At 63.7% G+C, this 24,402-nt stretch carries 23 protein-coding genes; 8 read left to right on the top strand and 15 right to left on the bottom strand.

Annotation, left to right across the window (positions count from 1 at the left end; translation table 11 throughout):
- Positions 1–143: 143 nt before the first annotated feature.
- From QTH90_RS30805 to QTH90_RS30795, 3 genes are all read left to right on the top strand, one after another.
- On the top strand, positions 144–413 hold the full coding sequence (locus QTH90_RS30805) for a hypothetical protein (RefSeq protein WP_286668396.1): 270 nt from the start codon (positions 144–146) through the stop codon (positions 411–413).
- A gap of 26 nt (positions 414–439) precedes the next feature.
- Complete coding sequence (locus QTH90_RS30800) at positions 440–868, top strand: antirestriction protein (protein WP_286668395.1); 429 nt, start codon at positions 440–442, stop codon at positions 866–868.
- Positions 869–1,260: 392 nt separating this feature from the next.
- On the top strand, positions 1,261–1,791 hold the full coding sequence (locus QTH90_RS30795) for a hypothetical protein (RefSeq protein ID WP_286668394.1): 531 nt from the start codon (positions 1,261–1,263) through the stop codon (positions 1,789–1,791).
- Positions 1,792–1,926: 135 nt separating this feature from the next.
- Here QTH90_RS30795 and QTH90_RS30790 read toward each other — a convergent pair whose 3' ends face one another.
- The 3 genes from QTH90_RS30790 to QTH90_RS30780 all read right to left on the bottom strand — a co-directional run bounded on the left by QTH90_RS30790 (position 1,927) and on the right by QTH90_RS30780 (position 4,866).
- Positions 1,927–2,736, bottom strand: coding sequence for a hypothetical protein (locus QTH90_RS30790; protein ID WP_286668393.1), 810 nt, complete (start codon positions 2,734–2,736; stop codon positions 1,927–1,929).
- A gap of 434 nt (positions 2,737–3,170) precedes the next feature.
- Positions 3,171–4,328 (bottom strand): hypothetical protein, encoded by a 1,158-nt coding sequence (locus tag QTH90_RS30785; RefSeq protein ID WP_286668392.1) that lies wholly within the window; start codon positions 4,326–4,328, stop codon positions 3,171–3,173.
- Between the two features lie 385 nt (positions 4,329–4,713).
- Positions 4,714–4,866, bottom strand: coding sequence for a hypothetical protein (locus QTH90_RS30780; protein WP_286668391.1), 153 nt, complete (start codon positions 4,864–4,866; stop codon positions 4,714–4,716).
- Positions 4,867–4,917: 51 nt separating this feature from the next.
- On the opposite strand from QTH90_RS30780, the gene QTH90_RS30775 reads away from it, so the two are divergent.
- Complete coding sequence (locus QTH90_RS30775) at positions 4,918–5,193, top strand: AAA family ATPase (protein WP_286668390.1); 276 nt, start codon at positions 4,918–4,920, stop codon at positions 5,191–5,193.
- A gap of 61 nt (positions 5,194–5,254) precedes the next feature.
- Here the strand turns inward: QTH90_RS30775 and QTH90_RS30770 are convergent, their stop codons facing one another.
- The 5 genes from QTH90_RS30770 to QTH90_RS30750 form a co-directional block, all read right to left on the bottom strand.
- Positions 5,255–5,521, bottom strand: a complete 267-nt coding sequence (locus QTH90_RS30770) for a hypothetical protein (protein WP_286668389.1) — start codon at positions 5,519–5,521, stop codon at positions 5,255–5,257.
- A gap of 603 nt (positions 5,522–6,124) precedes the next feature.
- Entirely contained in the window at positions 6,125–7,558 is a 1,434-nt protein-coding gene (locus QTH90_RS30765) for an OmpA family protein (protein WP_286668388.1), read from the bottom strand.
- A 248-nt stretch (positions 7,559–7,806) separates the two neighbouring features.
- Positions 7,807–8,289: an H-NS family nucleoid-associated regulatory protein gene (locus QTH90_RS30760; protein WP_286668387.1), complete on the bottom strand. Its 483-nt coding sequence runs from the start codon at positions 8,287–8,289 to the stop codon at positions 7,807–7,809.
- 174 nt (positions 8,290–8,463) lie between these two features.
- Positions 8,464–9,495 (bottom strand): tyrosine-type recombinase/integrase, encoded by a 1,032-nt coding sequence (locus tag QTH90_RS30755; protein WP_286668386.1) that lies wholly within the window; start codon positions 9,493–9,495, stop codon positions 8,464–8,466.
- Between the two features lie 410 nt (positions 9,496–9,905).
- Complete coding sequence (locus tag QTH90_RS30750; protein ID WP_286668385.1) at positions 9,906–11,669, bottom strand: tannase/feruloyl esterase family alpha/beta hydrolase; 1,764 nt, start codon at positions 11,667–11,669, stop codon at positions 9,906–9,908.
- Positions 11,670–11,911: 242 nt separating this feature from the next.
- On the opposite strand from QTH90_RS30750, the gene QTH90_RS30745 reads away from it, so the two are divergent.
- Both QTH90_RS30745 and QTH90_RS30740 read left to right on the top strand, forming a co-directional pair.
- Positions 11,912–12,973, top strand: coding sequence for an ABC transporter substrate-binding protein (locus QTH90_RS30745; protein ID WP_286668384.1), 1,062 nt, complete (start codon positions 11,912–11,914; stop codon positions 12,971–12,973).
- A gap of 24 nt (positions 12,974–12,997) precedes the next feature.
- Complete coding sequence (locus QTH90_RS30740; RefSeq protein ID WP_286668383.1) at positions 12,998–13,957, top strand: TauD/TfdA dioxygenase family protein; 960 nt, start codon at positions 12,998–13,000, stop codon at positions 13,955–13,957.
- Between the two features lie 13 nt (positions 13,958–13,970).
- Here the strand turns inward: QTH90_RS30740 and QTH90_RS30735 are convergent, their stop codons facing one another.
- The 7 genes from QTH90_RS30735 to QTH90_RS30705 form a co-directional block, all read right to left on the bottom strand.
- Entirely contained in the window at positions 13,971–14,867 is an 897-nt protein-coding gene (locus QTH90_RS30735) for a transporter substrate-binding domain-containing protein (protein WP_286668382.1), read from the bottom strand.
- Entirely contained in the window at positions 14,860–15,648 is a 789-nt protein-coding gene (locus QTH90_RS30730; RefSeq protein ID WP_286668397.1) for an ABC transporter permease, read from the bottom strand. Before QTH90_RS30730 ends, QTH90_RS30735 begins: the two co-directional genes overlap by 8 nt.
- A gap of 77 nt (positions 15,649–15,725) precedes the next feature.
- Complete coding sequence (locus tag QTH90_RS30725) at positions 15,726–16,565, bottom strand: ABC transporter ATP-binding protein (protein WP_286668380.1); 840 nt, start codon at positions 16,563–16,565, stop codon at positions 15,726–15,728.
- A gap of 14 nt (positions 16,566–16,579) precedes the next feature.
- Entirely contained in the window at positions 16,580–17,656 is a 1,077-nt protein-coding gene (locus QTH90_RS30720) for an ABC transporter substrate-binding protein (protein WP_286668379.1), read from the bottom strand.
- A 118-nt stretch (positions 17,657–17,774) separates the two neighbouring features.
- A complete protein-coding gene (locus QTH90_RS30715; RefSeq protein ID WP_286668377.1) occupies positions 17,775–18,758 on the bottom strand; it encodes an ABC transporter substrate-binding protein in 984 nt (327 codons plus the stop codon).
- 29 nt (positions 18,759–18,787) lie between these two features.
- Positions 18,788–19,117 (bottom strand): 4Fe-4S dicluster domain-containing protein, encoded by a 330-nt coding sequence (locus tag QTH90_RS30710; protein WP_286668376.1) that lies wholly within the window; start codon positions 19,115–19,117, stop codon positions 18,788–18,790.
- Positions 19,114–20,733 carry an FAD-dependent oxidoreductase gene (locus tag QTH90_RS30705; protein ID WP_286668375.1) on the bottom strand — a complete coding sequence of 540 codons (1,620 nt, stop codon included), beginning with the start codon at positions 20,731–20,733 and terminating at the stop codon, positions 19,114–19,116. The genes QTH90_RS30710 and QTH90_RS30705 overlap by 4 nt, the downstream gene beginning before the upstream one ends.
- Before the next feature lie 228 nt (positions 20,734–20,961).
- Here QTH90_RS30705 and QTH90_RS30700 point away from each other — a divergent pair, with 228 nt between their 5' ends.
- Both QTH90_RS30700 and QTH90_RS30695 read left to right on the top strand, forming a co-directional pair.
- A complete protein-coding gene (locus tag QTH90_RS30700; protein ID WP_286668374.1) occupies positions 20,962–22,149 on the top strand; it encodes an acyl-CoA dehydrogenase family protein in 1,188 nt (395 codons plus the stop codon).
- A 242-nt stretch (positions 22,150–22,391) separates the two neighbouring features.
- On the top strand, positions 22,392–24,398 hold the full coding sequence (locus tag QTH90_RS30695) for a D-apionate lactonase family protein (RefSeq protein WP_286668373.1): 2,007 nt from the start codon (positions 22,392–22,394) through the stop codon (positions 24,396–24,398).
- Positions 24,399–24,402 lie beyond the last annotated feature (4 nt).

Below are 24,402 nucleotides of genomic sequence, written 5' to 3'. Positions count from 1 at the left end.
CGTCTTCCAGTCCGCGCCGTTCACCGGGCGACGAACTCAGGGAAACGGCGGCGAGATCCGGGAGCCGTCACTCGCCCCCGAAACCATCAGTCGATGGGCTCGGAATCTAGGAACCCGGTAGCTCTGATGAAAGGGAAAACCAAATGAGCAAAGCAGTGAGATTCACGTCGACGGAAGACCCGCGCTACTGCGTGGAGGGGCGGACTCATGACCCGCGAACGGCGCAGGGGAGCGGCGGGGATTGCGTAACCGACTACCAGCCGGTTCAAGCCAAGGGCGAGGCGGAGCGTCTGGCGCGGGAATACCACCGTCGCGGTCTGTGGGTGGAGATCTACAGCCAGGTCACAAAGGAGCTTCTGGCCGGGCCATTCGATCCGGATGAGCCGATGCCTTCTTATGTCATCGGCGGTTGAGCAATTCGAACAGGGAGAAAACAATCATGTGTGAACAAAACGAGCTCGTCACCGCCTCTCTGGTGGCCGACGACAGCCGCCTCGATTTCCTGCCTTTCCACTTTGGCACCCGTCACATGTTGCGCGGTGAGGCCATGGTCTACGGCTGGATGCGGCTTCTGTGCAAGGCCTATGACGGCGGGTACTGGAACTTCTATACGTTGAGCAATGGCGGCTTCTACATGGCCCCGGATTTCAAGGGCCCGATGCGGTTGGAGGTCGATGGAAACGGCTTTCGGGGCAATGTGTCTGCGGATGCGGCCGGCGTGATCGTGACGTTGTTTGCGCTGTGCTACCTCGCTGAGGAACTCTACGGCACGGATGGCGCGGATGCGGTTGTCGAGAACTACCATCGTCTGCGTGAGTTCGTGGACGGTCATCGAGAGGCCCGGGCGATCTTCCGCGCGATCGACTGATCCATCGCTTCCCCGCCTGCTGCGGCAGGCTGCCCGGCCGCTGTAATGACTTCGGCCGGGCACCGCGCCGCATGGGGCCGTACGGCGCGGCATCGTGCGGGCATCTGAAGTGCGCCGCGGCCTTGCCGCGGCGAGTCCTCGCAGTCTCGATACCTTCGAGACTACGGGCTTGAACCGACCGACGCCTGCTAGCACTGCGCTGAGTCTTTGAGACCACGTCGAAAGCAAGGCTTAGGTAGCGGTCGGTTGCCAAAGCCGCAGAATGAACAGGCGATGGTCCAGATTTGGCAGGGCTGGCCGTGCGGGCCGTCCTAGGGCGGAGTCGCCGGAGCAGACGATTCCACGGAGGCTTGAATCTGCACGGGCGACGGGATCACCTGAGGAGCAACGAGATGGCCGAGCCAACAAGCAACTCCCGCACGGCCATTCTGGTCGCCATCATTGGAGTTCTAGGGGTGCTGGGGTCCGCTCTCATAGCGAACTGGGAGAAGATATTTCCTTCCTCTCGCGGGCGCGAGAGCGCGGCTGTGTCGCCACGGGAGGCCAATGTTGTCCTCCTCGGCGCACCCGTCCCGGTGGAACCGAAATGCGGCGAGGTCATTGCCGCTCCGAAGGACGACAACCTTCTTTCCTTGCGATGGTCCAAGGTGGAGAAGGCCTCGACCTATAGCGTGGAGGTCGATTGCTTCGGCTGCGGCGGACGCCAGTGGTTCAGCGCTTCTGGAGTTCCGTGGCACGTTCGCGATGGGCTCGGTTTGCGCATCCCGCTTTACTCCAGCAGCATCTACAAGGAACTGCGCAAAGAAGGGGGAAGCGCTCTCCGTTGGCGCGTCTGGGGCGTAGACCAGGACGGCAAACCTGGACGGAAGAGCGACTGGTGCCAGATCGCATTCACCGGCGGGCAGGCGGCGGTTCGTCCCTAAGCCAGGTCAAAGGCTTCCGGTCCGCCTCGCTTGGGCAGTTCGAGAAGAGGGTGAGCGCTCGGCCCTTGGGAGCCGAGAAGGTGCAAGACGTTCCATCGGCACGCGATGATGCCTCGCTGACTTCGCGTGGTGCCGCTACGAACTTCCCCCTGTCTTTCCACGCCGGCGAACAGCTGCGCCGTAGCCGCCGAATCCGTCGGCTTCGCGGATGGCCTGAACGGACCGGGTTGTTCGCTCCAGGCCTTTCCAGTCCGCCATCGACATGCCTGCGACGCCATCGGACGGCGGGCGGAGGCCTTCAGCTTCCGTGGATGCCATCGTGGCCTCGGAGTAGCAATCGCGGTGGATCGGCTGCACCTGAAAAAGCGGCTTCATCCTCGATAGAACGATGTCGTGGTCCGTTGCCAGCAACTTGATATTGACGAAGAGCGGGCAGGGCTTGAATTGGTCAGTCTCGACCAGCCCCTCGTAGACCATGTAGGAGCTCGGCGGATCCACGTTGGCAAGCGGACGTGCCAGAACGCTCCAGTTCTCGGCGGTGCTGACGAATATTCCGGACCACACTTGCACGATGCCTGGCACGAACAATGAAGACATGAAGGGGATCCTCCAGCCCTTCATCGGTTCCGGAGCGTGTTCATCCCAATAGTCGGCGAACTCATCGCCCAGGTAGACGCTGGAGAGAGGATGCCATCTGCCGGAGTCATCCATGTACAGGGCCTCGTGGCCGTCCCATCGGAGGGTCGCATCGATCGGAGGAAAGATATACCAGCCGAAGGAGGCTGCCGACCGCATGGCCTCGCAATACTGGAACGCTGCTGTTGGAAGGGCGCCCAGACCCGTTTTGTCGCCGCGCATGGGAGGGAGCGTTGGCGTGAAGGCCCGGTGGAAGGTAACGATCTTCGCTGCATCAGTGACTGCGGGGGTGCCGGTGACGTCCTCCATCCGTTTGCTCCTCGGTTCTGAAACGAAGCAGGCCGCAGCGGTCGCTGCGGCCCGGACGATCTGATCTGACTTACCTTGACGTGGTGCCACGCGCCATGTGACGCAAAACACTGGGCGATATGGCGCCGCCGCCGAACTGGCGGGTCGGCTTCGCGGTCGAAGCACTCTTGCGTTGGTGGGCGACGACGCTGGGAGCGATGGATCCGCCTCCGAACTGTCGTGATGGACGCGGGATCGCTGGTGGCTGCGATTTGCGCACGTGAGCAAGGACGCTGGGAGAGATATAGCCGCCGCCGAATTGCTTGGTAAGCATCATGTGGACCTCGTGGCTCGAGACACGGGAGCGGCCAATCCAACGAACCACTCTCAGGTTGACCGCTGGTATGTGGCACGCCGCCACATCGAGGCAGTGTGCGACTCGATCCTCAGCGCTGTCAACCGTCCGCCGTAGCCGCTTGTGTGGGAGGTGCGGTGCGACTCTTCCGCATCAGGTACCAGATCAACGGCACCAGTGCGCTAAGGCAGGAGTACGCAATGAAGATGGCTCCGCGACTCGCCTGAATCGCAGCTCCGTGAACCACAGGTCCGGTTGCTGCACCGAGCATGATGGCTGCTGTCAGCCAAGGTCCCGCGACTTGGGGCGCGACGATCACGACCTCGGCTTGGAACCTCGCGCTCATGACGTTGAGTGACACTTCCCAAACGATGATGCCGGCAAAGAATACAACGACGCTGGGTGCGTTGAACACGACGGCGATGGCGGCTGCGCATCCGGCTCCCCCGAGGGCCAGCAATGCTGTCGCCGGCTTCTTGCTCGGCGGCTTGCTCGAGATATGGAAGAGCAGGATTCCCGACGCGAGCTTCGCCAAAGCGATCGCCCACACGATCCCGCCGATCGCGAGCCCTTTCTGGACCGCGATGAACATGGTGTATGCCCAGAATCCTGGCTGTCCCACGAAAAGCAGGAAGGTGGCCGCGAGCCCTGAGGCGGCCCGCTGCATCGAGGATCGATCGCGGCCGGGGGTGCCCACCGCCTTGCGTGGGACTGCCGGAGCGGTTCGAATGAGCGCCAAGCCACATCCGCACACTGCGAGAAAGGTAATGCCGAGTACGAGTACCAGCGAGTGGTATGAGATGGCCGAAGGAAAGAGCTGCAGCGAGACGATCGTGATTGTCGCGAGCCAAAGGATGCATGCGAGCCTGAGGGAGAAGGCGGCTCGCGGATCGGTCGCGTTGGCGCTTGCCGTTGCGCCCAGGAATGCGAAGGACCCACACGCCAGGCCGATGGCGAACCAGCTCGGAAGAATTGCCGCTGCCACGCCGAGCGAGGCGATTCCCAATGCGCAAAGCACGAGGACGACGGCGATCAACGCCTGGCGCCCGCTGAGCCCGAGCAAGCCGAGGGCCGGCAGCGCGAGGGACGAGACCAATTGTCCGCAAAGGAATGCGGCACCCACCCAACCTACGGCGGCGGGTCCCATGACACCATCGGCCGACAGGGTAGCCACCAGAACGGGGAGGACGTGCAGGGGGAGGCTGCCAGCAGCGGAGAGGAGGCTCGCTCCGACGATGTGGGGTTGAACGCGAGGCATCGTGAGATCTCCCTGGACCGCCGTGGCGACGAGTGGTGATGTCGGCTTTCCTGTTCCCTGGCCCAGCGCATCTATACGCTCAACGCCTGTCCGTGTCATCCCCGTTCCGGGTTCTTGCGGCGGTTTCGGACGAATGAGTTGTAGGGCCGGCCTTGCAATGGGATGGCTGCTGCGCTCGGAGGCAGTTCGGAAGCGCGGAGCGTTTGAGTCGGGCGATGGCTTCGCAACTGCGGACGGCCACCGACCAGGGCGTCTCCCGTGCCGGGCCGCGCTGTCGTGATTCGCATCGAGCCCTTCGGTCTCGCCCCTGCGGGCTTCCATCGCTGACGCCTCCGCGCCGATGGCGCTGCGCCCTTCGGTTGCCTGCGCGCTGCGCTTGCTCTGGCTAGGCGGCCTGCGGCCGCTGGGGCGCTCGCCGCGCGGCGGTTTCGGGTGCGTGTGACGGATGCGCCGTGCTCTCCGTTTCCCTGAGGGGGATCGACGCCTTGTCGCCCGAGGTGCCGTAGTCGAGGTTGACCTTGGTCATGTCGAAAGCCATCTCGGTCTGGCCGGATCCGGCCCGCGTCGAGTTGGCACCGCCGCCATACATGTGGCCGGCGACAAGGACGTCACCGGCAAGACCTACACGGTCAATCAGGCGGTGGCGATGGTCAAGCAGGCCTCAGGCGCGGTGGACGGCGAGGGCTACAAGACCGTCGCACTGGCCCCCTATGGCAACCAGGTCAAGGCGCTCCGGAACGAAGGCTTGGAAGCGCATACCTTGGCGAGCTTTTTGAACATCAAGGACAAGCTGATCGACGACCGGACCATCATCGTGCTGGACGAATCGGGCGGGGGCTCTTTGCCTCCCTTGTTGTCTTCTTGAGTGGAATGGCGAGACTGATCTGTTGGTCCCTGTTCTTTTGATTCATTAAAATTCCCTGGTGTTATTGGTTTGGTGGTTTCAAAGTGATGATGATTTCTTTGGCGTTCGGACAACTCTCCTGTATGAAGTGAACGACGAGATCCAGTCGCTTCCAGAACTTGGTTTCTCCGAGGTAGGTGACGATTCGGTAGACCTTTTTCTGCGTCGGAACCCGAATCTGCATAGACCACCAACGGCGGTTCGACCTCGTGGCTGCGACCAGATGGACTGCGTATTCGAGCGGGGTTTCGCCTATCCGCGTCAGTTCTTTCTTGGTCAGGGTGAGCATATTCACTTGGTTGAGGCGCAGGTGATCGGCCGAGCAAACTGTGTTGAGGTGACTAGTTGGTTTTGCCGATCAATTAATTGATGAGCGACACGCGATTCGGCTTGGATGAGACCATGCGTCAGACGTCCGCTCAACTGAAATTGCAATCAATTTCCATTGACGTGGCTTTTGACCAAAGTTCACTATTCAAATTAATTGGCACTAAAAGCGTTTCATAAAAGGGGCGGTTCAAAAGGGTTGAGTGCTTTAGGCGACCGGGAGACGGCGCGCCTGAAGCGCTCGTCGTCGATCGGGCGCTGCCCGTGTGCATGCGTCGACATGGGACTTCCGGCTCTGTGCGATCGTCCTGGCCGTGGTGGACCTGGTCGCTTCTGGTCCACCGAGCGGGCGGCACTACTCCGTGAGGCGCACCGCAAGGATCCGGCGTCGCCCGCGGATGCACTCCGCTTCCGCAGCTGAAGTCCAGTCTGGGGCGACGCCAAGTGAATACCTGTGGTCGGCGCGTACGGAGTCAAAACGGCGGGCGGGCACAAAGTGCTCGCGATGCGACGAACAGGTCAGCGGTTCCAGAAAGACGAGCAGCTCACCCGCCGACTCTGTCGCTCAGAAGTCGAGCCGTGGGTTGAAGCAACATGGTCGAGATTGCCACCGACGGAAATCGAGAGTGGTCGCAACGATGAATTGTCCGAGCGGTACGACAAGTCGGCGCAACCCGGCGATCAACGTGAAATCAAACGCCTCAATCGGCTCATTGCAAATGAGCGAGGAGGGCGGCCCCTTGAACGCGAATGGCCGCGAGGCCTCAAAACTCAAGGAGCAGGAAGTTCGCCAGTCTGGCTGCGGATGGATGCATCGGCGCCCCCTTCGACCAACGCGAGCCACATCGCCGCTCTCGCGCTTTCGGTCGGGCGGGGGCAGCATCGGGCCGTAGCTCGCGAGGCGGATGTCGTGCAGCGGCGTCCGCCCTACGCCATCACGAATGTTGGGATCTGCACCCGCGGCCAGCAATGCCTTGACTGCGGATCGACTGAAGGAACGAACCGCGCTGTGCAGCGCAGTCCTACCGGCCCCGTCGCGCGCATTCAGATCAACGCCGTTGGATCGGAGGAATTGCAAGTCTTCTCCGCTTGCGCGTTCGGCTGCGCAAATGGTCCACGCCTGCTGCTCGGGCGATCGAAGGGTTGGCAAGATCTGGCGGATGGGAATCTTCTGCAGAATTTCCTTCCGTGCGATCTCCGACATCTTCCACGCGGAGACGCACCATGCGCGGGACGCAAAGCTGCGCACCCGCGGATCGTTGGCGTCCAGCTGGGTACGTGCTGTTTCGAATACCGCCTTCGCGAAAGGCGTGCCAAACGCGGAAGCCAATAGCGCCGAGGACGCATCTGCAGACAGGGCCGCGGGGTCTTCCAGCTTCAGGAGGGCGCCCAGCAGGTCATCGTCCCTTTGGCGAACGGCGACCATCCGATACTGCTGCAGAAAACGCGCGCGCAAAGCCCCGTCCACCACGGACGGCAGAAACTGGAGCGGCGTCATCGTGTCCCATTGATCGGGACGCTCTCTCAATCGGGGCGGCTTTGCGTTGGGCAAGGAATCCAGGTGCCACGTCCACATCGGATTGAACCCGTGGCCCTCCAATGGCTGCGAAGGGAGGCCCATGTAGTACACCTCCACGCGTCGCTGCTGGCCGTCACTTAGGCTGGCATCAGGCTGGGTTGATCCTTTGCCTTCGATGGCGATTCGCGTCGGTGAAACTCCCAGTTGAATCAGGTGAAATCTCACGGCCGCGGCACGCTGCTCGCCGAGCGCCCCCGCCTCGGACTCGCTTGAATGGGCATGTCCCGTCACCATGACCGCTTGCAGCTCGCTATCGCCAACACTGTCGACCAGTTGGCGCAGCCTTTGGAGTTCCTGCGCCGTGACGACCGTGCTGTTACTGGCGAAGTGAATATCCGCCCATTCTGTCCGATTGATGGTGAAGGCAAATGCTATGCCGCAAGCGTTGCTTGCGATGACCAAAGAGGCCAGCACTCGCATCAATCGATTCAGTCGCGTACGGGACGGAGCACTTTGTAGAAGCGAAGTGACCGGCAAAAGGTTCTCGGGCAGCCGCAGCAGTTGCATGAGCGTGGGGGACGCAAAGACGGAAAACGCCGATTTCAGTTGATGGCGTGCCTTGGATCTTCGCTGGTGGTGCCGCGTCTCGCTTCTATCGGAGCAGATAAGCCTGCGGCCGGCCGAAAACTCCTGCCAGAAAGCCCGGAGAACGGCCGCAAGTCTTCGGCTCAGGCTTTTTTCGCGAGATCCTGAAGGGTCTTGCCGCTGTCGATGGCGGCCTTGAGCCACCGTGGCTTCGGGCCGCGACCGGTCCACGAGTTGCCCGCGCCGTCGCTGTAGATGACCTTCGAAGGTGCGCGCTTGGCTTTCTTGGCCGCAGCCGATTTCGACTTGATGCTCGAACCAGCTCGGAACTCGTCGATCGAGCGTCCTGCACCCAGGGCGTCGCGCAGCCAACGCGGACGCGGCCCGCGGCCCGACCACACATTGCCGGCGCCATCGCTGAACTGTGCAGAGGATTTTGCAGGCTTCTTTCCTGTGCCTTTGCTCGATACGGAGTCGAGGCCCAGATGGGCGGCGGTCAGGCCGTAGTGCGCAATCGCGACCTTGATGCGGTCGACGACTCCTTTGATCTCGCTATTGCGCAACGCATCAGCCTGGCGTTGGAGTTGCTCGATCTGCTTTTGAAGTTGCTTGTAGGTTTGTGCCATTGCTTGCGTTCTTTTCAGTTGAGATTGAAGGAGGTCTGCGCCTCCTTGGGGCCTGATTCTGCCAGTCCGGATGTGAAAAAGGATGATTTGACAAGAAGTCCGCTCATTGGCTTTCCAAATATCCCCTTGCAACGCTACTGTTACTGACAATCTTCACAAGTTCGTCACGCGCCCTCAGGCAACGTCCATTGGGCTGGCCACGACGTGCTTGTAGCGATCCATCACCGCCACCTCGACGCCTAACCAGCGAGCCACTTCGGTCGGCGCGGTTCCGCGTCGCAGTTGCCGCAGCGCGAAAGTGTGTCGAAGCTTGAAGGTTCCTCCTTCGCTGCCATCGAGACCTGCATCCGCGAGTAGCTGCCTTGTTGCCGCGTAATGGGACTGCTTGCTCCAGGGCTTGCCCGTCGCCGTAGACGGGAAGAGCATGTCGCCTGGAATCTTTCGCTCCGAGCGCACCTGGAGCCAGTGCTGCAGAAGTTCGCCGGCCCAAGGCGCAATCGGCGTCTCGCGCGCCGGCGAGTTACCGCTGGCGGGTATCGAAATTTTCCAGGGTAGGTTGCGCATGCGGCCACCACGCGAGATCGGCGAACTCAAAGTCAGCGCGCGCACCTCTGCGGGTGTCAGCCCGCCACCCAGATGCAGTGCCACCGCAACACGATTCCGAAGCTCCTGCCACGTGAATGCTGTGTGCGCATCGCGACGTGCGCCGGTGACACCCGGGCGAGGGCGCGCGTTGGACAGGAACGCAATCAGGGTTTTGGCCTCGGCCACTGAAAGAAATTCCGGCAACGGGTCGCCGCTGGCTGCTTCCGAATAACGTACATGGGGGTTCTCGGCAAGCCAATCCGAGGCTGCCGTATTCGGTTGTTCGTCCGACTGCGCTGCGTGGTGGCGCAGTACTCGGTCGATCATTCGCAACAGTCGAAGGGCGTGTCGGGGGGTGAGGGAGAGGTCCGCGCTTTTCATGCCGAAGCGGGCAGCCTGAAACGCCTGCAGATCCTGCACGTCAAGCGACTCCAGCGTGACAGGTGGTGATTGGGCAAGGCACCAGCCCATGAAGCCGCGCCACATCTCTCGATACACCTCGATCGATCCCGGTTGCCGCAGAGCGCCGGTCCCGCGCTGGTCGGCGAGCCACGCATCGAAGGCATCACGCAGATCTTGCTGCGCAGGGATTTCGTCAAAAAGGGAGAGGGTCGTAGACATCAATAAATATACTAACGGACGAGGTGGCCGTTTTCAAGTCTCCCTTTGCTATGCGAATTTTGATCGGGCGAGACGGGTACCGGTGCGTCTAGCGAATATGTTTCCCGTTAGTATATTTATTGGGTTGGCGGTCAAGGCACCGCGCGGGCAGTGCGGCTGCAAAGAGGGAGCGCGCGCGTAGTTTTCGAGAAGACAAGCCGCGGAGACTTCGCGTTCTGGAGACGCCCTCCGATTGCCTAGACAGGGACACGCGCAACCAAAGAACTAGAGAGGTGAGCCTGAGCACTCACCCTATGAGATTCGGGACAGGCCTCAGTCGGCAATAGATGTGGCGGTAGCCAGTCTTCCAGATCTTGTCCAGCAGACCAGCGTGCCCGCACGCTGTCTGGAGAGTTGGATACCGTCAGGTGTCACCGATGGTCTCTGTCGTCATGTCCGCGGCCGGGGCCATCACGATCATCCTGGTGGTCCCAGTCATTGTTGCGCACCGATGCGCAGACGAAATTGGCGGCATCTTCGATGCTGCCGTGCCCCACATAGCGCGTCTGGGTGGGATATGCGCAGATCGGCCGCGTGCGCGCTGGCCACGGCGTATCGGCGGGAGCGGTGCCGATCAGAGCTGTCGGACCGTGTCCGTGCTCAACCCATTTGACAAGTGCACCAAAGGCGTCGAATTGCGACGTGGCATAGCCGCCGCCGCAGTGGTTCATGCCAGGGACCACGAACAGGCGAGCGAACTGCTGCGTCTCGCGCACTCCGTCGAAGCGGTCGATCAGGTCGCGGTACCAACCGACGTGGTATTTGGACGAAAAGACCGGGTCAGCTTGGCCGCTGTAGACGATCAGCTTGCTCCCGCTGGCGCGGAAGCGGCGGTAATCGGTCGAACCGGTGCCCATGAAATCCATGGCCGACCGAGAAAAGATGCCGCTGCGGGCGTAGATCTTCGAGGCGTCTACATCCATGTTGAAACTGAGCAGCCACGGCATGAACGCGTCATTGAGGCCCGGCAGGCCCGGCACCGGCCCTGCGGTCGTGATGACCGTGCCTGGATAGCCAGGATTGCCGGCGGTCTGCGAATTGGGTGGCGTGGTGAAGACGAACGGCAATGCCGAGCCGCCCAGTGTCGTATTGAGCGACGTATTGCCGGGGCCCGGAAAGACTGGGCCGATCTTCCAGGCACGCCACCCGGGTGCGGCGATGCCTGGATCCCAGAACCAACCGGCGTAGAGCGCTCGGCCCTTCGAGTCCTTGGCACCGCCAAACACCTTCTTCAGCGCAGTGACCTGAGGGCCGGAAAGGAATCCCGAACCCTGCGGACCGAGCGTCTGAGGATCGAAGCGGCAAGCCTCGGGGTTGGACACGATGCCATCGACGAGCCCGTCCTTCGCGTCGCATTCCTTGAGGATCGCATCGCTGACCGCACTCAACTCCGCAGGGGTGAATGACGTTGCAAGGTCGGGATTGCCGAAGGGCGTCAGCGCGCGCGCTGCACCGGCAAATGCCTGAGTGTCCCAAGCCTCGGCAACCGCAGCCTTGGGCAGATCCATGCCGGGGTTGCCGGCGATGATGCCGTCGAAGATGTCGGGATAGCGTTGCGAGAACATCAACCCCTCGCGCCCGCCCTCCGAGCAGCCTTCGAAGTAGGAGTACCTGATCTTCTGACGATAGTACGCACGCGTGATCGCCTTGGCGGCCTGCGCAACTCGCCCAGGTCCGTCGTAGCCGTAGTCGATGCGCGCCTGTGGATCGAATCCGAACTCGGCATTGCCAGCGACTGCGGAGATGTTTGTTGCGTTGTCATGCCCGCTGTCTGTGGAAACGACGGCATAGCCTTGACCGAGTTGCGGCGCATCGGCGCCTCCCAGGTTGCCGTCAAGTCCACCACCACCTTGGTAGTAGAAGCGCTCATTCCACGTCGTGGGCATGCGCAGATGAAATTTGACTGCGTAGGTCTGGCCGTCGGCCCCGGTGTGCTGGCCGATGCTGCCGAGCACCTCGCAGTGCTCAGGCAAGGTTGAGGTTGCCTGGTTGATCACGGCGCTCGAGATCGTCGCGCCTTCAATCGACTGATTGAGCAAGGCGTTGCACGCGATGGGCGTGGCCGCATGACTGTACGCAGTAGCTCCCAGCAGGAGCAGGGCGAGGGGCGCCGGGAGTCGATCTTTGAGCTTCATCCACGTCTCCTGTTGTTGTATTGGAGAAATGCGCACGCAGTTCTTTTTTATAACCATATCGCGCTTCCCCGCAAGTGGTGTTTCCGATCTTGCTGCGGACGCCTTGAAAGGGCCGGCAAGCCTCTGCCCAATCGCGCTTGTTCGCCATCCTCGGAAACCGAGGATGCACATACACGTTTCTTCTTTGGCCCAACCTGGCGTCGCTCCTACGATTTCAGGTTGATCCACTGCTTGGCTCCCCAATGGTCACGGCCTGCGCCTTTGCCTCTCCTTCTCATACTGAAACTCCAGCTGGTTGGATGTCGCACTTGCGGCGTGGATTGGTGCTTCTGACCGCGGCATTGGTGGTGCTCCTGACGGCCAACCCCGCCGCCGCAGAAGGCCGCGTACGCATCGTCGACCAGTTTGGCTTGACATCGCTCCTCTGGCACGTTGCGCGCGCCGAGGGCTTCATTCAGAAACAAGGCCGCGCGCAGGGCTTGGAGATCGCTGTCGAATGGTCACGGCTGTCCGGCGGCAGTGCAGTCAATGAGGCCTTGTTGTCGGGTGCGGTCGACGTGGCGCACATCGGCGTCGGCCCCACCCTGCTGCTGTGGGACCGCACGCTGGGAAAACAGAACTTCAAGGCCTTCGCCGCGCTCGGCACGATGCCGCAGTATTTGCTGAGCAACCGAGCCGATGTGAAGAGCATCCGCGATCTCGGCGAAAAGGACCGCATCGCTGTGGTGTCCACTTCTTCGCAGCAGGCGCGCACGCTACAGATGGCTGCCGCACAGACCTTCGGCTTCGAGCAGTTTGCGCGCTTCGACAACTTGCTGGTGACGCTGCCGCACACCGAAGCTATGGCAGTACTGGCCTCCGGCAAGGGCGGCGTTACCGCACATTTCTCGAACGCACCCTTCCAGTATCAACAGCGCAAGACCCCTGGCGTGCACGTGATCCTCAACTCCTATGACGTGATGGGGGGACCATCGTCGTCCGTGTTGGCGGTGACGTCGGAGAAGTTCCGGCGTGACAACCCGAAAACCTATACCGCGGTGAAGGCCGCGCTGGCCGACGCGGCTCAGTTCGTGCGCGCGAACAAGCGCCGTGCAGCCGAAATCTACCTCGAGGCCGAGGATTCCAAAGTGCCACTGGCCGACATCCTGGCCTTCCTGGACGATCCCGAGATCGCCTACGACGTCGTGCCGCAGAACACCGAGCGACTCGGGCACTTCCTGCACAAGGTCAAGGTGCTGAAGAACGAGCCCACGACATGGAAGAGCTACTTCTTCGATGACGTGCACCAGATGCCAGGCAGTTGAAGCTGGCAAATTGAAAGACGACTCATGAACGCAATCCTCTCGGCGCGCCCTGCAGCGTCGCTCCCCCAAGAACTGAAGGACGACATCGATCTGCGTCCGCTCACCGGCCACATCGGCGCCGAGATCCACGGGCTGGATCTGCGCCGCGCATTGGGAGCGCCTACCGTTGCCGCCATCCGTGCCGCGCTGCGCCAGTGGAAGGTGGTGTTCTTTCGGGACCAGGTGCTCACACATGCCGAGCATGTGGCCTTCGCGCGGCAGTTCGGAGAGCCCACCATCGGCCATCCGGTGTACGGCTATGTCGAGGGTCACCCGCAGGTGTATTCAGTCGGCCGCAACCGTTTCCAGTCGCGGCACGAAGGCGAGCAGCTGATTCGGCCGTGGACGGGCTGGCACACGGACGTCACAGCCGCCGTGAATCCACCGGCTGCGTCGATCCTGCGCGGTGTGGTGATTCCGCCCTATGGTGGAGACACGCAATGGACCAACCTGGTGCAGGCCTATTCCGGCTTGTCGCCGACCTTGCGCGCCTTTGTCGATGGTTTGCGCGGCATCCACCGCTTTGCACCGCCTGAAGGCCAGAACGCGACCGACGAATTCTTGCGCAAGAACAGGTCTCGCCCCTTGGTCAGCGAGCATCCGCTCGTACGCGTGCATCCCGAGAGTGGTGAACGGGCGCTGTACGTGAGTCCGCTCTTTTTGCAGACAGTCACCGGGTTGACGCCACGCGAAAGCCGCCAACTGCTCGAGCTGCTGTTCGAGCATGTGGTGCGGCCCGAGTACACCGTGCGCTTCCGCTGGCAGGAGGGAAGCCTCGCATTCTGGGACAACAACAGCACGGCTCACTTGGCGCCCCGTGACATCTACGACCTGGAGTTCGACCGCCAGCTTTACCGCGTGACGCTCAAGGGCGAGATTCCATTCGGTGTAGACGGCACTCGCTCCACCGCGATCGAAGGCGAGCCACTGGAGGCCTACGAGTAAAGCCTGAGCGCCCTCATGAGTGGCACACCAGTCCATCCTTGAGTTGCGCGATCTCCAGGCGCAGATTGCCTCCACGTGCAATGCGCGCGCGGTCCAGCGTGCCATCGGCTTCCCAGCGACGAAGCGCGGCCGAGAGGTAGTCGCGAGAGGCGGCGTCACCCTCCGGCAACCGTGCGCCGGCAGCGTCGGCGGCTTCGAGAGAAGTCACCAGCGGCCGATAGAAGCGCCACTCCTCGTCTCGCAGCAGGCGATCCAGCACCTCGACGTCTTCCACCAGCGCCGCGCATTCCCCAGCCATGAATGCCGATACCGCATGCACCCCCGAGGGATACCGCCGAGGAATCGCGCCGTAGCGCGATTCCACCGTGCGGGCATAGCTCGAGCCTTCGCTGGCGCACACCGTGGTGCCCCGCAGCGCGGCCTTGTCCTGGATACGGCCCTTGCGCAGCGTCACGACCATACCGTTGCCCGGGCTGTAGTCGCCCGGTGCGACGGCCACGCCGTCCACGTCCTGAAACTCCGGCACGCCGGCGAAGAGCACGTCAACGTCGCCCTGGCGCAATGCGGGCGCCTGCGCCTCCGGCGCCAGGCCTACGACCTCCAGCCGGACGCCCAGCGATGCCGCAAGCGCAGCGGCCAGAGTCGCATCGAAACTGTCGGGCTCGGGGGGTGTAGGCGCTTCCGGCGGTGCAGGCCGCGGATAGCGGCGGACGCCCACGCGCAGCACGCCACGCGCGACCGCTCGATCCAGGACAGGGCCATGCGGCAAAGCGGAGAGAGGCGGCTCACTCCGCAAGGCCGCCGCCCCCGCCGCTGCGGCTACCAGCGCCGCGACCGCAAGACTGGCGTGCGGCAGCCAGCGTCTCTTGTTCAGCCCGGGCGTTGTGCGCTTCGATGCCGTCTCAATCATCGAGGCTCAATCCCTTGCGCCAGCGCAGCAGCCGGGCTTCCAGCAAGGCCAGCAGGTAGTTGAGCAGCAGGCCCAGCACTGCCAGCAACAGGATGCCGCTGTACATGGTTGGGATCTGGAAGGTCTCTTGTGAGTTCAGGGTCAGGAAGCCCAGACCCGAATGCGCCCCGATCATCTCGGCCGCCACGAGCGCAGTAATGCAGTACGCACCCGCCAGCCGCACGCCGGTGAAGATGGACGGCAGCGCCGCGGGCAGCACCACCTTGAAGAAGATGAAGCGCTGCGAAGCGCCCATCGACAGGGCCGAGTTGACCAGCAGCCGGTCGACCTGCTTGACGCCACTGATCGTGCTCAGCAGCACCGGCCAGAAAGAGGCCCAGAAGATGATTGCGACCTTGGACAGTTCGCCGATGCCCAGGAACAGGATGAACACCGGGAACAGCGCGAAGGCCGAGGTCTGACGGAACAACTGGAGGACCGGGTCGACGATGTTCTCGAGCCTCCGCCATCCGCCCATCAGCAGTCCGAGCGTCACCCCGGCAGCGATGGCGAGCAACAGGCCCCAAAGGGAGCGTTGGAGGCTCGCGGCGATGTGTTTCCAGAGCTGCCCGTCGAGGCCGAGTTGGACGATGGTCTTCAGCACGGCGGAGGGCGGGCTCAGATACGCATCGCTCACCAGGCCCAAGCGGGGCAGTGCTTCCCACAACGCGAGGAAGATCAGGATGCCAAGTCCCCGCTCGACGACGCGGCCGAAGCGCAGCCGGCGGGCGAGAGCAGTGATGGGTGACCGTGCAGGGAGACTCCGTGACGGCGCAACGGCCTCGAGCGTCCCTTGGTCATGGATGGGGTCGACGGCGCTCACACAACCCCCTGCAGTGCGCGAACAGGAGCTGGTGTTGTCGAGCGCGCGGGAGCGGGCTGCACGCCGAACTGCACTTCGTCCTTCAGCACCTCCCACGCACGCTGGCGCAGCGCGACGAATTCTGCAGAGTTGCGGATCTCGTTCGACCGCGGCCGCGCGAGCGAAACGTCGATGATGTCCTTGATCCGACCGGGGCGCTGCGTCATGACGGCGACACGGTCCGAAAGATAGATGGCCTCGTCGAGGCTGTGCGTGATGAAGACGATGGTCTTGCGATCCTGTTCCCAGATGCGCAGCAATTCGGTCTGCAGGATCTCTCGGGTTTGAGCGTCGAGCGCGGCGAAAGGCTCGTCCATCAGCAGCACGTCCGGCTGGTAGGCCAGCGAGCGCGCAATCGCCACGCGCTGCTTCATACCGCCAGAGAGCTCGTGCGGAAAGCTGTGGCCGAAGCCCTGCAGGCCGACGCGCTCCAGGTATTCCTGCGCGGTTCGACGCCGTTCCTCGCGGCCGACGCCGCGAATCTCCAGTCCGACTGCAATGTTGTCGAGCACGGTGCGCCACGGGAACAGCGCGTAGCCTTGGAACACAACGCCCTGGTTCTGGTTGATGCCCGCGAGTTCCTTTCCGCCGATCCTGATGCGTCCACCGGTGCGCGCCGTCAGTCCTGCCAGGATGCTCAGGAAGGTCGACTTGCCGCAACCCGACGGGCCGAGCACCGAGAGGAACTCGCCTTCTCGAACATCGAGGTCGAAACCCCGCAATACCGACACACGCTCCTGCGAGCCGCGCGCGGGAAAATCCATTCGCACGTCCCGCGCCGAGATCTTGACCGTCATCGTCGGCTCTCGGGTCAAGCCTTCGCCGGCTTGGCGACGAAGGGGTTGAACTCGTTGGTATAGACGTCCTTGATCGCGACCTTGCCCTCGGGAATCTTGCCCTCGGACTGCAGGATGTCGATGTAGTACTGGATCGGTGGCTCCGTCACGACCAGGTCCTCCACGTAGGCATAGCGGTCGACGTTCTCGATCGCCATGTTGATGCGCTTGGACACCAGCCTGCGTGCCTCTTCCGGATTCGCATTGACCCAGTTGCCGGCCTTGGCCAGGGCCACGACGACATCGCGCACCGCCTCGGGGTGCTCCCGGATGAACTTGCCATGCGCGCTGTACGGTGCCATGCCGCCCAAGCCGCCGTCGAGGTCGTAGTCGCTCCACAACCGCACCAACTGCTCGGCATGATCGGCGCGGCCGGAGAAGGGTGCATGGATGATCGCCAGATCGGTATTGCCCGTGACCAGCGTTTGCTCGGCCTGCTCGTCCGGGATGACGAGGAAGTTGATCTTGTTCACGTCCACGCCCTTTTCGCGCAGGTACTTCTTGGTCACGAACTCCGCGCACGCGCCGAAGCTGTTGAAGCCGATCGTCTTGCCCTCCAGATCCTTGGGTGTGCGGATGCCGGAGTCCTTGCGCACGAAGTACTTCATGTGCGGCGCTTCCTCGAGCGTCTTGCCGCCGGCCGCAACGACCTTCAGGTCGGCGCCCGACGCGATCGCGGAGATCACCAGCGGCACCATGCGCGAGCCGAAGTCGATCTCGCCGGTGCCCACCAGCGGGATGATCTGAGGCGCGGCGATCTTGCCGACGTATTCGGGCCGCGTGTTCGTGCCTTCGAAGTAGCCGAGCTCATCGGCCAGGTAGATGAGGTCGAATGAGGGGTTGTTGGGATACTTGAATGCCACCTTGTCGCCGGTCTTCCCGACAACCGCGGGGCCGCCCGCGGCGGAAGCGCTCGTGCTCTCCGTGCGCGAGCAGGCGGCGAGTGCGAGGCCGCCGGCGCCGACGGCAACCAGCGACGCCAGCGATCCCAGGGCGCGACGGCGCGACGTCAGCGCGGCCAAAGAGGAGAGGTTCGTGTTTTGTAGAGCCATGAAGAATCCTTGGTGGCGACTGCGCCAATGACGAAGTCGGCGATCGTAGGAACCACCCGGGTCATCGACAACGAAGGATTCCGAACATCGATATGTGGCGAATCGCGACGCCGCCGCATCAGGCGTCGTTCACGCGCCAGCTGTCCAGGCTGAAATCGCGATCGATCAGTTTCTCGGCCAACAGGAAACTCTTGACTTCAGCGAGCAGCGCTATGCCTTCGGCCGGATACGCGGCCTCGGGAAACTGCGAGAGGGGATGCGAGACCTTGACCACATCGAGCGGAAAGCCGGTGGCTTCGGCATGGAAGGCGTAGTAGGCCTCCTTGTCGCGCTGGATGTCCGCGAGCGCCGAGCGGCGCGCTCGGGTCCACGCCGCGGCCAGTCCAGGCCTTGCTTGCAGCACCTTGTCCGAAGCGACGATCACCGAAGTCCCACGCAGCGAAGGATGCTGAGCGGCCTGGTCGATGACCGGATAGCCGCGCGAGGCCAGCAGTGGGCCGACATCGATCTGCGCGGCGAACGCGGCGATGGAACCACGGTCGAGCGCGGCCTCCCCATCGCGCGGAAACATGTGGATCACCTTGACCGATTTCTGCAAGCCGTGCTCCTTGAGCAGACCAAGCACATAGCGGTGCATGTACGAGCCGCGCGCCACGCCGATCGACTGGCCCTCGAGTTCCTTGACGCTGCGCGCGCCGCCGCGCGGCGTCAGCAACCACACGTTCATGCCTACTGCATCGAAGCCGATCAGGCGACTATCGAGCCCGCGCGAGTGCGCGACGATTGCCGGCGTGTCGCCGTAGATGCCGACGTCCAGCGCGCCGGATACGAAGGCTTCGTTGAGATCGGGGCCGTTGGGGAAATTGCGTGTCGAGATGTCCTTGATGCCAAGTGCCGCGACCTCGCGCAACAGCAAGCCCTGGCGCAACGCCCAGCCGGTGGCGGCAGCCGGCCTCTTGCCGGGACCGATGTAGCCGAGTCGCAGCACGGTGTCGGCGCCCTGGGCATTGGAGAGGACGGGGAGGGCGCTCGCGATGGCTGCGCCGACGGCGCCGCGAAGAACGCGCCGGCGGGACGCAAGGGGTGAAATCGAATGGTTCATTGGATTCGAGAGGAGAGCCTCGGCGCGCGTCAGTGCGCGCGCCTGAGCAATTCAAAGCTGGCATCGGCCGATGCGGTGGATTGGCGTCCCCGGCCCCAGCCGATGGCGCGGCGGTAACTGCCCACCAGTTCCTCCGTCGCGGGCTCCCGTTCATCGGCGGTGGCGCAGCGGTCCGCGATGGGCGCGACATAGAGCGCGTCCTCGGGGCAGTACAACTCGCACATGAAGCAGGTCTGGCAGTCATCCTGCCGCGCGATGCGCGGTGGACCACCGGCGACCGCCTCGAACACATTGGTCGGGCAGGCGTTGACGCAGATGTTGCAGGCAGTGCAGCGTTCGGCGCTGATGAGTTCGATCATGCGGGGATGGCTTCCGTGATGGGTTGTGCGCGGACCCAGACTTCGTCGAGTCCACCGCTGAGGAGACGATGCCGCTGCTTTGGATCGAGCGCCTCGTGTTCGCGACGTCGGTGCATGCCGCGGGTTTCGGTGCGTTGCAATGCGCTGCGGTACATCCAGCGCGCGGTCGCGAGCATGGCAGCCGCCTCGCGGGCGCGCACCGCATCGCTGCCAGTGGCCGCCGGCGCGCTGTGGCGTAGGCGCGCCCAGAGTGCGTCGAGCCGGGCCAGCGATTCCTCCAGTACGTGGCCTTCGCGGAACCAGTTGCGTTCGTACGGGAAGACCTCGGCCTGTACCGCGCCCACCACCGCCTGGCTGTCATAGACCTCGGCACCACGACTGGCGAGTGCTACGCCACCCGCGCGTCGCACCGTTCGCGACGTGCGGCTGCGTGCGTCCTTGCCGAAGGCCGCCGCGCCTGCGCCGGCCCAGAAGCCGGATGACAGGGCCCATGCCGCGTTGTGGCTGCCGCCGCCCGTGAAGCCGCCACAGATCAGCTCTCGCGTCGCGGCGTCGCCCGCCGCATACAGGCCTGCGACCGAGGTGGCGCAAGTGCTGTCGACCAGGTTCAGCCCGCCGGTGCCGCGCACCGTGCCCTCCAGGCGCAGCGTGACAGGGAAGTGCTGGGTGAAGGGGTCGATGCCTTGGCGATCGAACGAGACGAAGAAGTTGGGCTGCGCCGTGCGCATCCAGGCCCGAATCTGCGCGTCAGCGCGGTCGATGCAGGCATAGACCGGGTGCGTCTGCAGGTTCTGCGCGATCACGCTGCGACCGCGCGAGGAGCCCGCGCCTTCGATGGCCTTGCCATCGCGGTCGTAGAAGGTGGCCCAGTTGTAGAACAGCGACTTGGTGACCGACGAGAAAGCCGGGCCGAGCCCATAGGCGTTGGAGAACTCCATGCCCGACATCGCCGCACCGACCTCGGCCGCCATCAACTGGCCGTCGCCGGTCAGCACGTTGCAGCCCAGCGCCTTGCTCAGAAAAGCGCAGCCGCCTGTCGCGATGACCACCGCGCCCGCGCGTACCACCCAGGTGTCGCCGGTCTGGCGGTTCACACCGGTAGCGCCGCTGACCGTGCCGTGTTCATCGACGAGCAGTTCGAGCGCCGGGCTGTGATCGAGGATGCGCGCGCCCGATTCCTTCACCCGCTTGCGCATCAGCCGCATGTACTCCGGACCTTGCAGCGAGGTGCAGCGAAGCTGGCCCTCGTCGTCGGTCGGAAAGGGATAGCCCCAGTCCTTGAGGCGTTCGACGTTGTCCCAGGTCTGCGCAAGTACGCGATCCATCCAGGCGTGTTCGGCAAGGTGGCCTCCCATTGCAAGGCGGCTGGCCTTGGCATCTGCGCGTGCGCTTCCCTCGGGCGAGACGTGCCACAAGCCGGTGCCGGAGGGTGCCGTCGCGCCCGACGTGCCGCAGAAGCCCTTGTCGGCGAGGATCACGCGCGCGCCTTGCGCCGCCGCGCTGATGGCAGCCCAGGTGCCTGCGGGCCCGCCGCCGATGACAAGAACGTCCGCCTCGTGGCGGTGGCCGCCATCGGCATTTGAGAGTGCCTGGCCTTCGAAATCCCTTGCGCCCATATGTGATCCGCCGTGTGTTGGTGAGGCTGGAACCCTAACCAGCAGAGGACTGGATGCAAAGAAGGAATCCGCTCAACCATATGCGTTCTGCGGTGCAAGGCCATATGCGTTTTTCGAAGAAGGTCCCGCTGATTTCTTCGTTCCCGGCGCCACCGGTCTATCGAAGAATCGTGGACTTTGCCTGGAGCGCACTCGACGACCGAGCCGAGACGCTTCGGCTGGCCGTCCATGAACGCTCGCATTCCCATTCCACCTGCTTCCTCCGTCGACGACCTCGATGGGCTGATAGACACCTTGCATGCCAGCGCGCCGGAGCGCGACCGAAAGGGCGGGCACGCCGCGGAGGAGAAGGCGCTGATCCGGGCGCAGGGCTTGCTGTTCGACGCCGTGCCACGCGCTTTCGGTGGCCGGGGCCGTTCATGGAGCGACGTGTTCTCCACGGTGCGGCGCATCGCCGCGGTCGACAGTTCGCTCGCTCACGTGCTGGCCTTCCATCACCTGCAGGTTGCGACCGTGCTCATCTACGGCAGCGAGGAGCAGCAGGCACGCTGGCTTTCGGCGACGGTGCGCGAGCAGGGCTGGTGGGGCAATGGGATGAACCCGCTCGATCGGCGGCTGCAGGCGCGCGCGGTGGATGGCGGCTTTGTGCTCGATGGGACCAAGAGCTTCTGCTCCGGCACCCGCGGCTCCAGCTACATGACGTTCTCCGCCGAGCAGGTTGGGAGCGGTGGCGCGATGTTGCTCGGCATCGTGCCCACGCAACAGCCCGGCATCGCCGTGCTTGACGATTGGGACCCGATCGGCCAGCGCCAGACCGACAGCAATTCGGTGGCGTTCTCCGAGGTGGAATTGCCGGCGCGGGACGTCATCCGCGCCGCCGATGCAGTGCCCACACCTTTCCATACGTTGCGCACCTGCATCGGCCAGTTGGTGCTGGTCAATCTCTATCTCGGGATCGCGATCGGTGCACAGCGCGAGGCACGGCACTATGCGCGGACCGGTGCGCGGCCCTGGATAGCTTCGGGTGTGGCCGATGCCACGGACGACCCTTTCATGCTCAACCGCTTCGGCGAGTTGCGGGTGCAGATCGCGGCGTCGAACGCCCTGGCCGAACGCGCTGCGTATGCACTGGATGCAGCCTTCGCCCAAGGGAACTCGCTGAGCGCTATGGGGCGCGCGGAAGTCTCCGTAACCATCGCGGAAGCCAAGGTGGTAGCCCATCGCGCCGGGCTCTACGCGAGCCAGGAACTTTTCGAGGTGGTGGGCGCGCGCGGCACCCGAGCGGCGCTGGGCTTCGATCGCTTCTGGCGCAACGTCCGCACGCATACGCTCCATGACCCGCTGGATTACAAGCTCAATATGCTCGGGCGCTGGGCGCTTAAGGACGAAGCTCCCACGCCGTCGCTTTACAACTGAGCGCCCATCCTGGGACAGGGAATTGAGTTCCTATCCCGAGATGCGGAGCGCAACTCAATCCACGCGCTTCGCGGTGCGTTGAAACACGTTGTTGGCTGGGTTTGTCTGAATCATCCAGATCGTTTCGGCCCGTTGACGCTCTCGCGTTAACCCACCTGCGTCCACCACCCTGACGCCGCAGGGTGGATTTCCTGGGCAATAGCTGGCAAGGTCCGCCTGCTGAATAAAAAGATGGAGACGCCATGACGACCTCAAGTCCCACCCGTGCCGCCGCGGTTCCTACTGCGGTGTCGCTGGCCGTCAAGCTGTGCGGCACCGATCAGAGCGACGCCACGGGACGTGTGCTGAGCGCCGGCCCGCTATCGGTCGAGTTGGAGAGCGGCAATCTGCGTTACTTGTGTGTAGGCGGCGTGGAGGTGTTGCGTGGGCTGGCTTTTCTCGTCCGCGATGAAAACTGGGGAACCTCTGTCCCCAAACTGGCTGATCTCGTCGTGGAGCAGCGCCCAGACAGCTTCAGCGTCAGCTATCGTGCTGAATACCGCGGCGCAGGCTCCCAGTTGCTCTGCCTCGATGCGCGCATCGAGGGGCACAGCGACGGCAGCCTCGAGTTCAACGCGACGGCCACGCCGGCAACGGACTTCCTGACGGCGCGCACCGGGTTCGTGGTGCTTCACCCACTGAAGGGCATCGTCGGGCATGCACTCGAGGTCGAGCACGTCGACGGGACGCTGAGGGCATTGACCTTCCCTGCGCTGGTCGATCCGGTGCAGCCACTTCTCAACTTGCGATCGCTCACCCATGAAGTGATGCCAGGTCTGAAGGCCGTGGTCCGCATGGAAGGCGACACCTTCGAGATGGAGGATCACCGCAACTGGACCGATGCTTCGTTCAAGACTTATGTCCGGCCGCTGGCCTTGCCCTGGCCTTATGTGCTGAAAGCGGGCAAGGCGGTCAGGCAGTCAGTCCGCCTGAACCTCCTGGGTACCGTACCCAAATCGGCAAAGGGGTCGGCCGCGAGGACTGTCTCCATCACCCTCGGCCGGCAGACCTCCGTGCACATGCCAGCCATCGGCCTGGGAATGCCGGCACAGGAGATCGAGGCATCGCTCGCGGCGGTGAGACAGCTGCAATATGCCGCGCCGCGGCTGCTGATCTGCGAGTTCGACGCACGCAAGAAGCATGGTCCCGATCTGCTCGACAGCTATCGTCGGCTGTGCGAACTCACCGGCGCGGAGTGCGAACTCGAAGTCGTGGTCGAGAGCCTTGACGGCTTCCGCGCCGAGTTGGCAAAGCTGGCCTCGATGGCGCGCGAGAGCGGGCTGGCACTCTCGGCCCTGGCGGTGTGCCCCGTCGGCGACCTCAAGTCCGTCCTGCCCGGCAGCCAACGACCACCTGCCCCCCCGCTCGCGCAGCTGTACGACGCAGCGCGAGCGGCCTTTCCTGGCGTGCGCCTGGGCGGCGGCATGTTTTCGTTCTTTGCCGAACTCAATCGCAAGCGGCCGCCGGCGGATCTGCTTGATTTCGTGCACAACAGCACCTGTCCCACCGTTCATGCGGCCGACGACCGCTCGGTCATGGAGACACATGAGGCCCTGTCCCATCAGGTGAAGACTGCGCGCAGCTTCATCGGCGATACGGCCTACCGCATCGGCCCGAGCTCGATCGGCTGCCGCGACAATCCTTACGGCAAGACTTTCACGCCGAATCCGGACAACGAGCGTCTTTGCCTGGCCAATGCCGATCCACGGCAGCGCGGTCTGTTCGGCGCCGCATGGACGCTCAGCTATGTGGCCAGCCTGGCCGCGACCGGCGTCGAGACGGTGTGCTTCGGAGCGCCCACCGGCCCGCTCGGCATCATTCATCGGCCGGGCGACCGCCCGGTGCCGTACTTTGATGCGCTCGGATGCCCTGCGGTGTATCCCGCCTATCACGTCGTCGCCGGGCTGACGCGCGCGGCAGGCGCAAACCTCGTTGCCGCAGCATCGTCGGATGACGCGCGTGTGCGCTGCCTGGCCTATCGCGCAGCCGGCTCGACCCTGCTGTGGATCGCCAACCCGACGGCGATCGACCAGACCGTGCATGTGGTGCACGACGGCGCCGCCGCATTCGGCATCGTGCTGGACGAGACCAGCTTCGGGTTCGCCACCAGCGATCCGGCGTCCTTCGCGTCGGACACCGGGCCGCTCGCCCTGGACGCATTGACGCTGCGCGCCTACGCCGTGGTCCTGGCCTGCATCGCCGATCGTTGAGCAC

It is taken from the genome of Variovorax flavidus, from assembly GCF_030317145.1.
Lineage (GTDB): Bacteria > Pseudomonadota > Gammaproteobacteria > Burkholderiales > Burkholderiaceae_C > Variovorax > Variovorax flavidus.
This window is presented reverse-complemented; position numbering and strand designations above follow the sequence as displayed.

Excerpts from the sequence above, each read along its gene's own strand:
- QTH90_RS30740 (WP_286668383.1), top strand. The coding sequence starts at position 12,998 with ATGAACGCAATCCTCTCGGCGCGCCCTGCAGCGTCGCTCCCCCAAGAA.
- QTH90_RS30770 (WP_286668389.1), bottom strand. The coding sequence starts at position 5,521 with ATGCTCACCCTGACCAAGAAAGAACTGACGCGGATAGGCGAAACCCCG.
- QTH90_RS30790 (WP_286668393.1), bottom strand. The coding sequence starts at position 2,736 with ATGGAGGACGTCACCGGCACCCCCGCAGTCACTGATGCAGCGAAGATC.
- QTH90_RS30800 (WP_286668395.1), top strand. The coding sequence starts at position 440 with ATGTGTGAACAAAACGAGCTCGTCACCGCCTCTCTGGTGGCCGACGAC.
- QTH90_RS30745 (WP_286668384.1), top strand. The coding sequence starts at position 11,912 with ATGGTCACGGCCTGCGCCTTTGCCTCTCCTTCTCATACTGAAACTCCA.
- QTH90_RS30695 (WP_286668373.1), top strand. The coding sequence starts at position 22,392 with ATGACGACCTCAAGTCCCACCCGTGCCGCCGCGGTTCCTACTGCGGTG.
- QTH90_RS30725 (WP_286668380.1), bottom strand. The coding sequence starts at position 16,565 with ATGACGGTCAAGATCTCGGCGCGGGACGTGCGAATGGATTTTCCCGCG.
- QTH90_RS30750 (WP_286668385.1), bottom strand. The coding sequence starts at position 11,669 with ATGAAGCTCAAAGATCGACTCCCGGCGCCCCTCGCCCTGCTCCTGCTG.
- QTH90_RS30700 (WP_286668374.1), top strand. The coding sequence starts at position 20,962 with ATGAACGCTCGCATTCCCATTCCACCTGCTTCCTCCGTCGACGACCTC.
- QTH90_RS30710 (WP_286668376.1), bottom strand. The coding sequence starts at position 19,117 with ATGATCGAACTCATCAGCGCCGAACGCTGCACTGCCTGCAACATCTGC.
- QTH90_RS30715 (WP_286668377.1), bottom strand. The coding sequence starts at position 18,758 with ATGAACCATTCGATTTCACCCCTTGCGTCCCGCCGGCGCGTTCTTCGC.
- QTH90_RS30735 (WP_286668382.1), bottom strand. The coding sequence starts at position 14,867 with ATGATTGAGACGGCATCGAAGCGCACAACGCCCGGGCTGAACAAGAGA.
- QTH90_RS30785 (WP_286668392.1), bottom strand. The coding sequence starts at position 4,328 with ATGCCTCGCGTTCAACCCCACATCGTCGGAGCGAGCCTCCTCTCCGCT.
- QTH90_RS30805 (WP_286668396.1), top strand. The coding sequence starts at position 144 with ATGAGCAAAGCAGTGAGATTCACGTCGACGGAAGACCCGCGCTACTGC.
- QTH90_RS30760 (WP_286668387.1), bottom strand. The coding sequence starts at position 8,289 with ATGGCACAAACCTACAAGCAACTTCAAAAGCAGATCGAGCAACTCCAA.
- QTH90_RS30705 (WP_286668375.1), bottom strand. The coding sequence starts at position 20,733 with ATGGGCGCAAGGGATTTCGAAGGCCAGGCACTCTCAAATGCCGATGGC.
- QTH90_RS30780 (WP_286668391.1), bottom strand. The coding sequence starts at position 4,866 with ATGGCTTTCGACATGACCAAGGTCAACCTCGACTACGGCACCTCGGGC.
- QTH90_RS30765 (WP_286668388.1), bottom strand. The coding sequence starts at position 7,558 with ATGCGAGTGCTGGCCTCTTTGGTCATCGCAAGCAACGCTTGCGGCATA.
- QTH90_RS30720 (WP_286668379.1), bottom strand. The coding sequence starts at position 17,656 with ATGGCTCTACAAAACACGAACCTCTCCTCTTTGGCCGCGCTGACGTCG.
- QTH90_RS30795 (WP_286668394.1), top strand. The coding sequence starts at position 1,261 with ATGGCCGAGCCAACAAGCAACTCCCGCACGGCCATTCTGGTCGCCATC.
- QTH90_RS30755 (WP_286668386.1), bottom strand. The coding sequence starts at position 9,495 with ATGTCTACGACCCTCTCCCTTTTTGACGAAATCCCTGCGCAGCAAGAT.